Below are 13201 nucleotides of genomic sequence, written 5' to 3' on the forward strand. Positions count from 1 at the left end.
GGTTCAGCCGCCACTTTGTGGCTAAGTGACGGCTGATGCCCGCTCTCCGCCGGCCGTAGCCTATCCGCTGCGGTTGGCAGGCTGGCGGCAGTCACGAAGCGCATCGCCTTTACCGCGGTGAGGGTGGTGCCCTGATGGATTAATGAACCCAAGTTCAGTGATGGGACTCATGCAAAACCACCAAATTCCCCAAGCCACGTCGCCATTGAGCTCGTGGCTTTATTATCTGGAACGTCTGCACAGCCAGGCGATCGAACTCGGCCTTGAGCGCGTACAGCGCGTCGCGGCGCATCTGGATTTACTGACCCCCGCACCCACGGTGTTCACCGTTGCCGGCACCAACGGCAAAGGCACCACCTGTCGCACCCTTGAAGCGATTCTGCTGGCCGCCGGCCTGCGCGTCGGCGTCTACAGTTCGCCGCATCTGGTACGCTATACCGAACGCGTGCGCATTCAGGGGGAAGAGCTGAGCGAAGCGGAGCACAGCCGCTCGTTCGCCGCCATTGAAGCCGGCCGCGGCGAAACGTCGCTGACCTATTTCGAATTCGGCACCCTGTCGGCGCTGCAGCTGTTCAAACAGGCGCGGCTCGACGTGGTGATCCTGGAAGTGGGCCTGGGCGGGCGCCTCGACGCCACCAACATCGTCGATCCGAGCGTGGCGGTGATCACCAGCATTGCGCTCGATCACACCGACTGGCTGGGTAACGATCGCGAAAGCATCGGCCGTGAAAAGGCCGGCATTTTCCGCAGCGGCAAACCGGCGGTGGTCGGTGAACCCGACATGCCGGACAGCATTCGTCAGGTTGCCGAAACGCTGGGCGCGCCGCTGTCTCGCCGCGGCGAAGCCTGGTGCTTCAGCGAGCAGGGCGATCGCTGGCAGTGGCAGGGCGGCGACACGCTGTTGACCGATCTGCCGACGCCGAACGTACCGCTGGCCAACGCCGCTACCGCGCTGGCGGCGCTCAACTGTTCTCCGCTGGAAATCGACGAACGCGCGATTTTCACCGGCCTGCAGCAGGCTACGCTGCCGGGGCGTTTCCAGATCGTGCGGCGGGAGCCGACGCTGATCCTCGATGTGGCGCACAATCCGCACGCCGCCGGCTATCTGGCCGGGCGTCTGGCCAAACTGCCGCGCAACGGCGGCAAGGTGCGCGCGGTGGTGGGCATGCTGTCGGACAAGGACATCGCCGGCACGCTGGCCTGCCTGAGCGAGCAGGTGGATGAATGGTACTGCGCGCCGCTCGACGGGCCGCGCGGCGCCAGCGTCGAACAGCTGGCGCAACATCTGGCGGAACCGCGACGCTTTAATGATGTCGAAACTGCCTGGCGGCAGGCTATGCAGGATGCTGATAAACAGGATATTGTGATCGTCTGTGGATCGTTCCACACCGTGGCGCAGGTGATGGCGGCGTCAGACGAGATGCGGGGAGTGTGAGTGGCGAGTAAATTTCAGAACCGACTGGTCGGAACCGTGATTCTGGTGGCGCTGGGGGTGATCATCCTGCCAGGGTTGCTGGACGGCAAAAAGAAGCATTACGAGGATGAATTCGCGGCCATTCCGTTGGTGCCGAAGGCGGGCGACGTCGAAGAGAACGACGTGCTGCCACCGGTGACGCAACCGTTGCCGGCGCAGCCGCCGGAAGGGGCGGGCGCGCTGGTCGAGCAGCAGGCGGCCAACGAAGCGGCGGCGCAACAGGCAGTGCGGCAGAGCGCTCAGCAACCGACGCAGGTGGCGCCGCCGCCGGTCGAAACGCGTCCTCAACCGGTGCCACAGCCCAAGCCGAAACCGGTAGAAACCAAACCGGTGGAAGTGAAACCGAAACCGGCGCCGCAACCGAAACCGGTGGAAGTGAAGCCGGTACCGAAGCCGGAGCCGACGCCGAAACCTGAACCGACGCCGCAGCCGAAACCGGCGGAAGAAAAAGCGCCGGCCGGGCAAGCCTACGTCGTGCAGCTCGGGGCGTTGAAAAATGCCGCCAAGGCGAACGAGATTGTCGCCTCGCTGCGCCTCTCGGGCTATCGCGCCTTTACCGTGCCGTCAACGCCGGTGCAGGGGCAGATCACCCGCATCTACGTCGGCCCGGATGCCTCCAAGCAGAAGCTGCAGGCGGCGCTGCCGTCGCTGAACTCGATCAGCGGGCTGAGCGGGCAGGTGAAGCCGTACGGCCGTTAAACCCCGCAGGGGCGCAGCACGATGCGCCCCTGAATTAAGGAGTGGTGGAGAGAAAGCGAGAAAAACCGCGCCTTTTACAGGCGAAATCACCTATGTAGGCGCGGCGATTGGGAATTTTTTGATCGCCGCTTTTTATTTGTAACGTGGTAGGAAATCCCCTACGCAAACGTTTTCTTTTTCTGTTAGAATTCGCCGCGAATTGGATGCAGGGGCGATTCATCATTGGAATAGTTCATGGTCTGGATTGATTACGTCATTATAGCGGTGATTGGATTTTCGGCTCTGGTGAGCCTGATCCGAGGGTTTGTTCGCGAAGCATTGTCACTTGTGACATGGGGATGTGCGTTTTTTGTTGCCAGCCATTTCTACTCTTACCTTGCGGTCTATTTCACTCGTTTTGAAGATGAACTGGTGCGAAACGGCATCGCGATCGCGATTTTGTTCATCGCGACCCTGATCGTAGGGGCTATTGTTAACTATGTGATTAGCTCACTGGTAGAGAAAACCGGGTTGTCGGGCACCGACCGGGTGTTGGGCATCTGCTTCGGCGCGCTGCGCGGAGTATTGATCGTCGCGGCGATCCTGTTCTTCCTGGATACCTTTACCGGCTTTTCACAGAGTGCCGACTGGAAACAGTCGCAGCTGATTCCCCAGTTCAGTTACGTCATCAGGTGGTTCTTTGACTACCTGCAGAGCACGTCGAGTTTCTTGCCGACCCAATTGCCGGGGCGGTAGCGCTGATGAGGAAAAGACAACATGTGCGGTATTGTCGGTATCGCCGGTTTCATGCCGGTAAACCAGTCGATTTATGATGCGCTGACGGTGCTTCAGCACCGTGGCCAGGATGCCGCAGGCATCGTCACCATTGACGCCCACAACGGGTTCCGTTTGCGTAAAGCCAACGGCCTGGTGAAAGATGTGTTTGAGGCGCGCCATATGCAACGCTTGCAGGGCAACATGGGCATTGGCCATGTGCGTTACCCGACGGCCGGCAGCTCGAGCGCCTCTGAGGCCCAGCCTTTCTACGTCAACTCGCCGTTCGGCATTACGCTGGCCCACAACGGCAACCTGACCAACGCCCATGAGCTGCGCCAAAAGCTGTTCGAAAGCGGCCGCCGCCATGTCAACACCACCTCCGACTCGGAAATCCTGCTGAACGTGCTGGCCAGCGAGCTGGATCGCTTCCCGCACTATCCGCTGGAGGCCGACAACATCTTTACCGCGGTCGCCGCCATGCATCAGCAACTGCGCGGCGCTTACGCCTGCGTGGCGATGATCATCGGCCATGGCCTGCTGGCGTTCCGCGATCCGAACGGCATTCGCCCGCTGGTGATCGGCAAGCGCACGCTGGAGGATGGCCGCAGCGAGTACATGGTGGCTTCCGAGAGCGTGGCGCTGGATACCCTGGGCTTTGAGTTCCTGCGCGATGTGGCGCCGGGCGAAGCGGTGTACATCACCACCAAGGGCCAGCTGTTCACCCGCCAGTGCGCAGAGAACCCGAAAACCAACCCGTGCCTGTTTGAATACGTCTATTTCGCTCGCCCGGACTCCTTTATGGACAAGATCTCGGTCTACAGCGCCCGCGTGCGCATGGGCCAGAAGCTGGGTGAGAAGATTGCCCGCGAATGGGAAGATCTGGACATCGACGTGGTGATCCCGATCCCGGAAACCTCCTGCGACATCGCGCTGGAGATCGCGCGTATTCTCGAGAAGCCCTACCGCCAGGGCTTTGTGAAGAACCGCTACGTCGGCCGCACCTTCATCATGCCGGGCCAGCAGGCGCGCCGTCAGTCGGTGCGCCGCAAGCTGAACGCCAACCGCGCCGAATTCCGCGACAAGAACGTGCTGCTGGTGGATGACTCCATCGTGCGCGGCACCACTTCGGAGCAGATCGTCGAAATGGCGCGCGAAGCGGGCGCCAAGCGCGTCTATCTGGCTTCCGCCGCGCCGGAAGTGCGTTTCCCTAACGTCTACGGCATCGACATGCCGAGCGCCAACGAACTGATCGCCCACGGGCGTGAAGTGGATGAAATCCGCCAGATCATCGGCGCCGACGGGCTGATCTTCCAGGACCTGGACGATCTGATCGAAGCGGTGCGCGAAGAGAACCCGGACATCAGCCAGTTCGAATGCTCGGTATTCAACGGCATCTACGTGACCAAAGACGTCGATCAAAGCTATCTGGAATACCTGGAGTCGCTGCGCAGCGACGACGCCAAGGCGCTGCGAGGGCAAACCGAAGCGGAAAATCTGGAACTGCACAACGAAGGCTAACCGGCCGCGTTGATTACTCGGGGGGGGGCATCGCCGCGTCTGCGGCGGTGCGCCTTGCTCCTGTGAACTTGCTTATCCCTCGCCATTGCGGCAAAGTCTGCCTGATCTTACTTTTTACGGCAGAGGCCATTTTCCATGAAACGACTCATCATCGGCATTTCCGGCGCCAGCGGCGCGATCTACGGCGTGCGCCTGTTACAGGTTTTGCGCGACGTCGCAGAGGTGGAAACCCATCTGGTGATGAGCAACGCTGCACGGCAGACGCTGGCGCTGGAAACGCCGTACAGTCTGCGTGAAGTGCAGGCGCTGGCCGACGTGGTGCACGATGCGCGCGATATCGCCGCCGCCATCTCCTCCGGCTCTTTCAAAACCCTGGGTATGGCGATCCTGCCATGTTCGATCAAAACCCTGTCCGGCATCGTCAACAGCTACAGCGACGGGCTGCTGACCCGCGCCGCCGACGTGGTGCTCAAAGAGCGCCGCCGTTTGGTGCTGTGCGTGCGGGAAACGCCGCTGCACCTTGGGCACCTGCGGCTGATGACGCAGGCGGCGGAGATGGGGGCGGTGATCATGCCGCCGGTGCCGGCGTTTTACCACCAGCCGAAAAGCGTGGAAGACATCATCGATCAGACCGTCAATCGGGTGATCGATCAGTTTGATATCGAACTGCCGGCCGATCTGTTCACCCGCTGGCAGGGCGCTGATTAACATTTTCATCCCCAAATTGGTACATTTGTGCAACACCGCACTGAATTAGGGCGGCGCATGCACCATAATGATCCCACTTCATCACGTTCACTGTTTCATGGCGCCGCCTTATCGCGGCTGCCAGTGGCGCGGCCCCGAGCGGCCGATTTAATTTTGCGGTTATCGTCCCAGGAAACAGTATTGTGAAGGCCGGAGCCGTTCCCTCCGCCCGTAGCACCTAATGTGGCACGATTACTGCAAATTGATTTGGTGGGGAAAAGTAATGCCCGTAGTGGCATCAAAAAAATCAATTTGAGGGTAATTTATGAAAAAGCGGGTTTTGATTTTGCCGTTAGTTCTGGCTTTGAGCGCCGCCAGCAGCGCCTTTGCCGCCATTCCTTCCACGCTGAAGATTGGCACCGATCCGACTTACGCACCGTTTGAATCCAAAAACGCCAAAGGCGAATTGGTTGGCTTTGACATCGATTTGGCCAAAGAGCTGTGCAAACGCATCAATACCCAATGCACCTTCGTGGAGAGCGACTTCGACGCGCTGATCCCATCCCTCAAGGCGAAGAAAATCGACGCCATCATCTCTTCGCTGTCCATCACCGAAAAACGCCAGCAGGAAATCGCCTTTACCGACAAGCTGTATGCCGCCAACGCGCGTCTGATCGCGCCGAAAGGATCCAAGCTGTTGCCTACCGTGGACGCCCTGAAAGGCAAGAGCGTGGGCGTGTTGCAGGGCACTACCCAGGAAGCCTACGCCAACGCCATGTGGCAGCCGAAGGGCATCACCGTCGTGCCTTACCAGAACCAGGATCTGGTTTACGCCGATTTGGCTTCCGGGCGTATCGACGCCGCCTTCCAGGATGAAGTGGCGGGCAGCGACGGCTTCCTGAAACAGCCGCCGGGCAAAGACTATGCGTTCGCCGGCGAATCGGTGAAGGATGACAAGTTCTTCGGCGTCGGCACCGGCATGGGGCTGCGCAAGACCGATACCGAGCTGAAGGCGGCGCTGGACAAAGCTTTCGCCGAGATGCGCAAAGACGGCACCTACGACAAATACGCGAAAAAGTACTTCGACTTTGACGTCTATGGCGGGTAATCCGCTTACCGTTCCATGCTGTGACTGTGGGGCCGGCGTGCCGGCCCCGATGGTTCGGATCCTAGACCACAGGGTGAAGTAGATGCTGCAAGGCTATTCCCAACTGATTTTCGAGGGGGCTCTGGTGACGCTGGAGCTGGCCCTCAGTTCCGTGCTGCTGGCGGTGGTGATCGGCCTGATCGGCGCCGGTGGCAAACTGTCTCATAACCCCTTTATCTCCGGCCTGTTCGGCGCCTATACCACGCTGATCCGCGGCGTGCCCGATCTGGTGCTGATGCTGCTGATCTTTTATGGTCTGCAAATCGCGCTGAACAATATCACTACGCTGCTGGGCTTCGCGCAGATCGATATCGATCCGCTCGGCGCCGGCATCATAACCCTCGGCTTTATCTACGGCGCTTATTTTACCGAGACCTTCCGCGGCGCTTATCTGGCGGTGCCGAAAGGGCAGATCGAAGCGGCGACGGCCTATGGCTTCAGCGGCGCGCAGATCTTCCGGCGCATTCTGTTCCCGGCGATGATGCGTTTTGCCCTGCCGGGCATCGGCAACAACTGGCAGGTGATCCTGAAGGCGACGGCGCTGGTGTCGATTCTCGGCCTGAACGACGTGGTCAAAGCCACGCAGCTGGCGGGGAAAGGCACCTATCAGCCGTTCTTCTTCGCCATCGTGGCCGGCGTGGTGTATCTGGTCTTCACTACCGTTTCCAACGGCGTGCTGCTGTGGCTTGAACGGCGTTACTCACTGGGCGTCAAGAGGGCCGAGCTATGATCGATATCCTGCAACAGTACTGGCAGTCGCTGCTGTGGAGCGACGGCTACCGCTTTACCGGCGTGGCGATCACGCTGTGGCTGCTGATCGCTTCAGTGGTGATGGGCGGGCTGCTGGCGATCCCGATGGCGGTGGCGCGCGTGTCTTCCCTGCGCTGGGTGCGTTTCCCGGTGTGGCTCTACACCTATGTGTTTCGCGGTACGCCGCTGTACGTGCAGCTGCTGGTGTTCTACTCCGGCATGTACAGCCTCGAGATCGTGCGCGGCAGCGAGTTTCTCAATGCGTTTTTCCGCAGCGGGCTCAACTGCACCATCCTGGCGCTGACGCTCAACACCTGCGCTTATACCACCGAGATCTTCGCCGGGGCGATCCGCTCGGTGCCGCACGGTGAAATCGAGGCCGCCAACGCCTACGGTTTCTCGCGCTTCAAGATGTATCGCTGCATCATTTTGCCTTCGGCGCTGCGCACCGCGCTGCCGGCTTACAGCAACGAGGTGATCCTGATGCTGCATTCCACCGCGCTGGCGTTTACCGCCACCGTGCCGGATCTGCTGAAGATCGCGCGCGACATCAACGCCGCGACCTATCAGCCGTTCTACGCCTTCGGCATCGCGGCGGTGCTGTACCTGATCATCTCCTACGTGTTAATCAGCCTGTTCCGCAAGGCTGAAAGACGCTGGATGGCACACGTTAGTCACTGATAAATGACGGGAAGAAAACCATGTCTGAAAATAAATTAGCCGTCACGGAACTGCACAAACGCTATGGCGACCACGAAGTGCTGAAGGGCGTCTCGCTGGCGGCCAACGCCGGGGATGTGATCAGCATCATCGGCTCCTCCGGCTCCGGCAAAAGCACCTTTCTGCGCTGCATCAACTTCCTTGAGAAGCCGAGCGAAGGTTCGATCAGTCTGAACAACGAAGATATTCGCATGGTGCGCGACAAGGACGGCCAGCTGAAGGTATTCGACAAGAAGCAGCTGCAGCTGCTGCGCACCCGCCTGACTATGGTGTTCCAGCACTTTAACCTGTGGAGCCACATGACGGTGCTGGAGAACGTGATGGAAGCGCCGGTGCAGGTGCTGGGGCTGAGCAAGGCCGACGCGCACGAGCGCGCGGTGCGCTACCTGGACAAAGTGGGCATCGACGAGCGGGCGCGCGGCAAATACCCGGTGCACCTGTCGGGCGGTCAGCAGCAGCGCGTCTCTATCGCCCGCGCATTGGCGATGGAGCCGGAGGTGCTGCTGTTTGACGAACCGACGTCGGCGCTGGATCCCGAACTGGTGGGCGAGGTGCTGCGCATCATGCAGAAGCTGGCGGAGGAGGGGAAGACCATGGTGGTGGTGACGCACGAAATGGAGTTTGCGCGCCACGTTTCCAACCACGTGATCTTCCTGCACAAAGGGTTGATTGAAGAACAGGGGCCGCCGGCCGAGCTGTTCGGCAACCCCAAAAGCCCGCGCCTGCAGCAGTTCCTGTCCGGCGCGTTGAAGTAACCTCAGATCAGCGGGCTTCGGCCCGCTGATTGACAACGTCATCCAACGCCTGTTCCAGCTCCAGATAGCGGAAGTGGAAGCCGGCTTCTTCCAGGCGCTTCGGCACCGCCCGCTGGCCGCCGAGCACCAGCACCGCCGCTTCCCCCATCAACAAACGCATGACGAACGCCGGCACCCGCAGAAACGCCGGGCGATCGAGCACGTTGGCCAATTGGGCGGCGAACTGTTCGTTGTGCACCGGGTAGGGAGCGACCATGTTGAACGGGCCGGTCAGCGTGGCGTGATCCAGCAGATAAATAATGCCGTTGACCATGTCTTCGAGGTGGATCCACGGCAGGTATTGGCGGCCGTCGCCGATCGGGCCGCCCAGTCCGAAGCGGAACGGCGGCAGCATTTTGGCCAGCGCGCCGCCCTGTGGCGCCAGCACCACGCCGGTGCGCAGCAGGCAGACGCGGGTGGCGTCGCTCTGCGCCTGCAGCGCCAGCGTTTCCCAGCGCTGGCACAGCTGGTGGGTGAATTCGTCGTGCGGCGGCTCCTCTTCGGTGACCACCGCCTGCCCCTGATCGCCGTAGTAGCCGACGGCGGAACCGGAAATCAGCACGCCGGGCGGCGTGCTGCCGGCCTTGATCAGCTGCGCCAGGCGTTCGGTCAGATCCCAGCGGCTGCGGCACAGGCGCTCTTTCTGCTGCGCGCTCCAGCGCTTGTCGGCGATAGGTTCGCCGGCCAGGTTGATCACCGCGTCGAAGTCATCCAGCGACTGCCGGTCGTCCAGCGTTTGCCAATAGCTCGGCCGATCGCCCAGCCTGGCTCGGGCGCGCCGCTCGTCGCGGGTCAGTACCGTAATGTGGTGAGAAAGCGCCAGCAGTCTTGCCGTCAGGCTGCTGCCTATCAATCCCGTTGCGCCGGTGATCAGGATCCGCATGGTCTACCTCCCTGAGTTAGCCCCGGCGGTAGCTCATGGTCATGGAGACCGAATCGGCGTAGCGCAGAGCCAGAAGTTTATCTATCTCCACTTCAGCATAGGTTACCCAGGCGTGTTCTTTTACGATGTCGAGCACATCCTGCGTTAATTTTTCCAGCAACGCGAAACGGTTATCTTCCACATGGCGGATGATCGCTTTGGTGATGGTGCGGTAGTTGAGCGCGTCGGCGATGTCTTCGCTGTTGCGCGCCTTGTCCGCCGGGTAGTGGATCACCACGTTGATCAGCACGTCCTGCCGGTTGTTGATTTCCTCTTCCTTGATACCGATGAACGTGCGCAGCCGCAGATTTTTAATGCGAATAACGGCGTCGGGTTGACTGAAAGACATCAGAGATTCTCCATAGGTCTGATTATTAGCGTTCAGAATACACGGAAAGTAAGGAAATGATAACGTGAGGACGATGTGACTCCCCGGCCGACGGGGAGTCGGAGGAGGCGCTTAGGCTTGTTCGGCCAGTTTGTAGGCGCGCTCGGTCGCCGGGCGGTTGCTGATGCGCTCGAACCAGTTGCGCACCGCCGGGTAATCTGCCAGATCGATGCGCTGGCGCGGATGCGACACCACCCACGGGTAGGTGGCGATATCCGCGATGCTGTAGTTATCGCCGCCCAGGTACGGGTGTTTTTGCAGTTCAGCGTCCAGCACGCCGTACAGCCGTTTGGTTTCCAGATGGTAACGCTCGATGGCGTAAGGCACCGGCTGCGGCGCGTAGTGGTTAAAGTGGTGATTCTGCCCGAGCATCGGCCCGAACCCGGCCACCTGCCAGAACAGCCACTGCAGGGTGGCGGCGCGTTCGCGCAGGCCCTTGCTCAGCAGCTTGCCGGTCTTCTCCGCCAGATACAGCAGGATTTCCCCGGACTCGAACAGGCTGATTGGCGCGCCGCCGTCCACCGGTTGCTGATCGACAATCGCCGGGATTTTGTTGTTGGGAGAAATGCTCAGAAAGTCCGGTTTGAACTGCTCGCCGGCGCTGATGTTTACGCGATGGATACGGTAGGGCAAGCCGACCTCTTCCAGAAACAAGGTGATCTTGTGACCATTGGGAGTAGGCGCGTAATACAGGTCAATCATGTTGCCTCCTGCGGTAAGGTGATCTGTAATTCATTACACGTTGCTGCGGTCTTCGCCGCGCACAAGCCGCGCACAAAGGTATATCAGAGATCCAACAATAGCAGCTAAGGATAGCAGGCTATGTGGGATTCGTCCGATGCTATCTGCGCAGTTGGATCACAATTCTACACCGGGGCGGGCGGCGGTTTGCCGCACGGCGCCGGCGCGGTAAAATGGCGCTTATTTCCCTCTATAGGACAAGGTTATGAAGCTGATGTTCGCCTCGGATATCCACGGATCGCTGCCGGCTACCGAACGCGTGCTGGAATTGTTCGCACAACAGGGCGCCGACTGGCTGATTCTTCTGGGCGATTTGCTGAATCACGGCCCGCGCAACGCGCTGCCGGCCGGGTATCAGCCCGCTCAGGTTGCCGAACGATTGAATCGCTATAGCGACAAGATCATCGCCGTTCGCGGCAATTGCGACAGCGAGGTCGATCAGATGCTGCTGACGTTCCCTATCGAGGCGCCCTGGCAACAGGTTTTACTGCAAAAAAGACGATTGTTTTTGACCCACGGTCACCTTTATCATCCCTCGGCACTGCCGCCGTTATCCCGCGGTGACGTCCTGGCCTACGGCCATACGCATCTGCCGCAGGCGGAGCGGCAGGGTGAGATCTATTGCTTCAATCCGGGCTCGGTCAGCATCCCGAAAGGGGGGGGTCCGGCCAGCTACGGCATGTTGGATCGGGGCACTTTGCGCGTGCTGGCGCTCGACGACGGCAAGGTCGTCGCGGAGGTGGCGTTAACACGCTAAACGCACTAATTTATACACACACAATAAAAATCTTTGAAAAACACTCATTGATTAACCAGCGCGCGGGATGCATCGCGCCAAAATAGAAGGTTTTAGAGGATGGCGGAACAGGGTCAGGCTGCAGATACCGAATGGGTTGATATCGTCGACGAGCAAAACGAGGTGATTGCGCAATCCAGTCGTCAACAGATGCGGGCGGAGCGGCTGCGTCATCGTGCTACCTATATTGTGGTGCATGATGGGATGGGAAAAATTCTGGTGCAGCGTCGCACCGAGATCAAGGACTTCTACCCGGGCTGGCTGGACGCGACGGCGGGTGGCGTAGTGCAAAGCGGTGAAAACGTGCTGGACTCGGCGCGCCGCGAGGCGGAAGAGGAGCTGGGCATCGCCGGCGTGCCTTTCGCCGAACACGGTCTGTTCTACTTCGAAGAAGAGCAGTGCCGGGTGTGGGGTGCGCTGTTCAGCTGTGTGTCGCACGGCCCGTTCGCGCTGCAGGAAGAAGAAGTGGCTGAAGTGTGCTGGCTGACGCCGGAAGAGATCACCGCGCGCTGCGACGAATTTACCCCGGATTCGCTGAAGGCGCTGTCGCTGTGGCTGACGCGCAACAACGAACAGGATTACGGTAAGCCGCTCGACAACCACTGAGACGCCAACGCGTGAGAAAGCCGGTCATCGACCGGCTTTTTTTATGCTGTGGATTCAGCAACTGTCACGGCGGCACAGCGTGGCGGGCAGGGAACCTGCCGGCTGCCAGGGTTGCTCGTTCAGCCGCGCCAGCAGCGCCTGGCCGGCCTGAATGCCGATATCGCGATGCGGAATGGTCATGGTGGTCAGCGGCGGCTGGCACACCCGGCTGAACTCGCTGTTGCCGAACCCCACCACCGCCAGATTGTCCGGCACCCTGATGCGCCGCCGCTGGCATTCATACAGCGCGCCGCCCGCCAGTTCGTCCGAGGCGCACACCAGCGCGTCCAGCTCCGGCCAGGCCAGCAAAAATTCCGGCAGCTGCTGCGCGCCGGTGCTGAAGCTGGCGGGCTGCGCGGCGTTGATCACCCGATGCGGCGACATATGGTTGCGCAGCAGCGCCTTGTGCCAGCCCTGCAGGTGCTGCTGGAAAATCCACTGTTCCTGATTGGCGCACAGCAGCCCGATATTCTGATAGCCGCTGGCGATCACCGTTTGTGTCAGCTGATACATGGCCGCCACGTAATCGATGCCGATGCTCATGTCGATCGGATCGGCGCGCACGGCGCCGATCTCCACCACCGGAATGTTGGCGGCGATCAACGCGTTGCGGGCATTTTGCGAATGCTCGACGCTGAGCAGCACCGCCGCCGCCAGGTTGTAAGAGAGCAGGGTCTCCAGCAGTTTCTCCTCGCGTTCCAGGTGGTGCTGCGACTCCGCCAGCATGATGTGATAGCCGGCGGGCTGCAGCACTTTCTGCAGGCCGGCGAACATCTCGGCGCAGCCGGATTCGGACAGGCTGGGCACCACCATGGCGATGGTGTAAGAGGAGGCCGACGCCAGCGAACTGGCGGCCAGGTTGGGCAGATACCCCAACTCGCTCACCGCGGCTTCAATCTTCTCGCGCAGTTTGTCTGAAACCTGCTCCGGCGTGCGCAGCGCGCGCGACACCGTCATGGTGCCGACGCCCGCCAGCTGCGCTACATCAGCCAACGTCACCCTGCCCGTGCTGCGTCGTTTTTTACCGATCGACATGCCAAATCCCGACTGAAATGCGCGCGCGGCGCATAAAAATGGTGAGGGTGGGAAGCCGACGGCGCGGCTTCGACGATCCCCGTATGCGGCACATTCTACCCCGTTACCCGAAAGAGCGAGAAAAAATTG

The 13201-nt window shown here is 60.6% G+C and carries 15 protein-coding genes; 11 read left to right on the plus strand and 4 right to left on the minus strand.

The features are described from left to right. The first annotated feature begins 169 nt into the window (after window positions 1-169). From folC to hisP, 9 genes are all read left to right on the plus strand, one after another. Complete coding sequence (folC, locus tag ACMGF9_RS06675) at window positions 170-1435, plus strand: bifunctional tetrahydrofolate synthase/dihydrofolate synthase (RefSeq protein ID WP_031300547.1); 1266 nt, start codon at window positions 170-172, stop codon at window positions 1433-1435. Then, the gene (gene dedD / locus ACMGF9_RS06680; RefSeq protein ID WP_021505568.1) at window positions 1436-2173 is read left to right on the plus strand and encodes a cell division protein DedD; all 738 of its coding nucleotides are present in this window, start codon (window positions 1436-1438) and stop codon (window positions 2171-2173) included. 234 nt (window positions 2174-2407) lie between these two features. Continuing rightward, window positions 2408-2908, plus strand: coding sequence for a colicin V production protein (gene cvpA, locus ACMGF9_RS06685; protein ID WP_004936119.1), 501 nt, complete (start codon window positions 2408-2410; stop codon window positions 2906-2908). Window positions 2909-2929: 21 nt separating this feature from the next. Continuing rightward, entirely contained in the window at window positions 2930-4447 is a 1518-nt protein-coding gene (gene purF / locus ACMGF9_RS06690) for an amidophosphoribosyltransferase (RefSeq protein ID WP_021505567.1), read from the plus strand. A 135-nt stretch (window positions 4448-4582) separates the two neighbouring features. Next, a complete protein-coding gene (locus tag ACMGF9_RS06695; RefSeq protein ID WP_004936112.1) occupies window positions 4583-5155 on the plus strand; it encodes a UbiX family flavin prenyltransferase in 573 nt (190 codons plus the stop codon). 304 nt (window positions 5156-5459) lie between these two features. After that, complete coding sequence (gene hisJ / locus ACMGF9_RS06700; protein ID WP_004936109.1) at window positions 5460-6242, plus strand: histidine ABC transporter substrate-binding protein HisJ; 783 nt, start codon at window positions 5460-5462, stop codon at window positions 6240-6242. Window positions 6243-6324: 82 nt separating this feature from the next. Then, on the plus strand, window positions 6325-7011 hold the full coding sequence (locus ACMGF9_RS06705; protein WP_015378590.1) for a histidine ABC transporter permease HisQ: 687 nt from the start codon (window positions 6325-6327) through the stop codon (window positions 7009-7011). Further along, window positions 7008-7712, plus strand: coding sequence for an ABC transporter permease (locus ACMGF9_RS06710; protein WP_021505566.1), 705 nt, complete (start codon window positions 7008-7010; stop codon window positions 7710-7712). The genes ACMGF9_RS06705 and ACMGF9_RS06710 overlap by 4 nt, the downstream gene beginning before the upstream one ends. Before the next feature lie 20 nt (window positions 7713-7732). After that, complete coding sequence (gene hisP / locus ACMGF9_RS06715) at window positions 7733-8506, plus strand: histidine ABC transporter ATP-binding protein HisP (protein ID WP_004936098.1); 774 nt, start codon at window positions 7733-7735, stop codon at window positions 8504-8506. A 7-nt stretch (window positions 8507-8513) separates the two neighbouring features. Here the strand turns inward: hisP and ACMGF9_RS06720 are convergent, their stop codons facing one another. The 3 genes from ACMGF9_RS06720 to yfcG all read right to left on the minus strand — a co-directional run bounded on the left by ACMGF9_RS06720 (window position 8514) and on the right by yfcG (window position 10557). Then, a complete protein-coding gene (locus tag ACMGF9_RS06720; RefSeq protein WP_021505565.1) occupies window positions 8514-9428 on the minus strand; it encodes a TIGR01777 family oxidoreductase in 915 nt (304 codons plus the stop codon). 16 nt (window positions 9429-9444) lie between these two features. Then, complete coding sequence (gene folX / locus ACMGF9_RS06725; protein ID WP_004936094.1) at window positions 9445-9816, minus strand: dihydroneopterin triphosphate 2'-epimerase; 372 nt, start codon at window positions 9814-9816, stop codon at window positions 9445-9447. Between the two features lie 111 nt (window positions 9817-9927). After that, window positions 9928-10557: a GSH-dependent disulfide bond oxidoreductase gene (yfcG, locus tag ACMGF9_RS06730; RefSeq protein ID WP_004936091.1), complete on the minus strand. Its 630-nt coding sequence runs from the start codon at window positions 10555-10557 to the stop codon at window positions 9928-9930. A gap of 244 nt (window positions 10558-10801) precedes the next feature. Here yfcG and yfcE point away from each other — a divergent pair, with 244 nt between their 5' ends. Together yfcE and yfcD are read left to right on the plus strand one after the other, a co-directional pair. After that, window positions 10802-11353, plus strand: coding sequence for a phosphodiesterase (gene yfcE, locus ACMGF9_RS06735; protein WP_414160613.1), 552 nt, complete (start codon window positions 10802-10804; stop codon window positions 11351-11353). Between the two features lie 99 nt (window positions 11354-11452). Beyond that, the gene (gene yfcD, locus ACMGF9_RS06740) at window positions 11453-11998 is read left to right on the plus strand and encodes an NUDIX hydrolase YfcD (RefSeq protein WP_004936086.1); all 546 of its coding nucleotides are present in this window, start codon (window positions 11453-11455) and stop codon (window positions 11996-11998) included. Window positions 11999-12052: 54 nt separating this feature from the next. Here the strand turns inward: yfcD and ACMGF9_RS06745 are convergent, their stop codons facing one another. Then, on the minus strand, window positions 12053-13072 hold the full coding sequence (locus ACMGF9_RS06745) for a LacI family DNA-binding transcriptional regulator (protein ID WP_021505563.1): 1020 nt from the start codon (window positions 13070-13072) through the stop codon (window positions 12053-12055). Window positions 13073-13201: the final 129 nt, after the last annotated feature.

Source organism: Serratia sp. BNK-23, from assembly GCF_047456145.1.
Lineage (GTDB): Bacteria > Pseudomonadota > Gammaproteobacteria > Enterobacterales > Enterobacteriaceae > Serratia > Serratia nematodiphila.

Excerpts from the sequence above, each read along its gene's own strand:
- yfcD (WP_004936086.1), top strand. The coding sequence starts at position 11,453 with ATGGCGGAACAGGGTCAGGCTGCAGATACCGAATGGGTTGATATCGTC.
- hisP (WP_004936098.1), top strand. The coding sequence starts at position 7,733 with ATGTCTGAAAATAAATTAGCCGTCACGGAACTGCACAAACGCTATGGC.
- folC (WP_031300547.1), top strand. The coding sequence starts at position 170 with ATGCAAAACCACCAAATTCCCCAAGCCACGTCGCCATTGAGCTCGTGG.
- ACMGF9_RS06745 (WP_021505563.1), bottom strand. The coding sequence starts at position 13,072 with ATGTCGATCGGTAAAAAACGACGCAGCACGGGCAGGGTGACGTTGGCT.
- purF (WP_021505567.1), top strand. The coding sequence starts at position 2,930 with ATGTGCGGTATTGTCGGTATCGCCGGTTTCATGCCGGTAAACCAGTCG.
- cvpA (WP_004936119.1), top strand. The coding sequence starts at position 2,408 with ATGGTCTGGATTGATTACGTCATTATAGCGGTGATTGGATTTTCGGCT.
- ACMGF9_RS06705 (WP_015378590.1), top strand. The coding sequence starts at position 6,325 with ATGCTGCAAGGCTATTCCCAACTGATTTTCGAGGGGGCTCTGGTGACG.
- hisJ (WP_004936109.1), top strand. The coding sequence starts at position 5,460 with ATGAAAAAGCGGGTTTTGATTTTGCCGTTAGTTCTGGCTTTGAGCGCC.
- yfcE (WP_414160613.1), top strand. The coding sequence starts at position 10,802 with ATGAAGCTGATGTTCGCCTCGGATATCCACGGATCGCTGCCGGCTACC.
- ACMGF9_RS06720 (WP_021505565.1), bottom strand. The coding sequence starts at position 9,428 with ATGCGGATCCTGATCACCGGCGCAACGGGATTGATAGGCAGCAGCCTG.
- yfcG (WP_004936091.1), bottom strand. The coding sequence starts at position 10,557 with ATGATTGACCTGTATTACGCGCCTACTCCCAATGGTCACAAGATCACC.
- ACMGF9_RS06710 (WP_021505566.1), top strand. The coding sequence starts at position 7,008 with ATGATCGATATCCTGCAACAGTACTGGCAGTCGCTGCTGTGGAGCGAC.
- folX (WP_004936094.1), bottom strand. The coding sequence starts at position 9,816 with ATGTCTTTCAGTCAACCCGACGCCGTTATTCGCATTAAAAATCTGCGG.
- ACMGF9_RS06695 (WP_004936112.1), top strand. The coding sequence starts at position 4,583 with ATGAAACGACTCATCATCGGCATTTCCGGCGCCAGCGGCGCGATCTAC.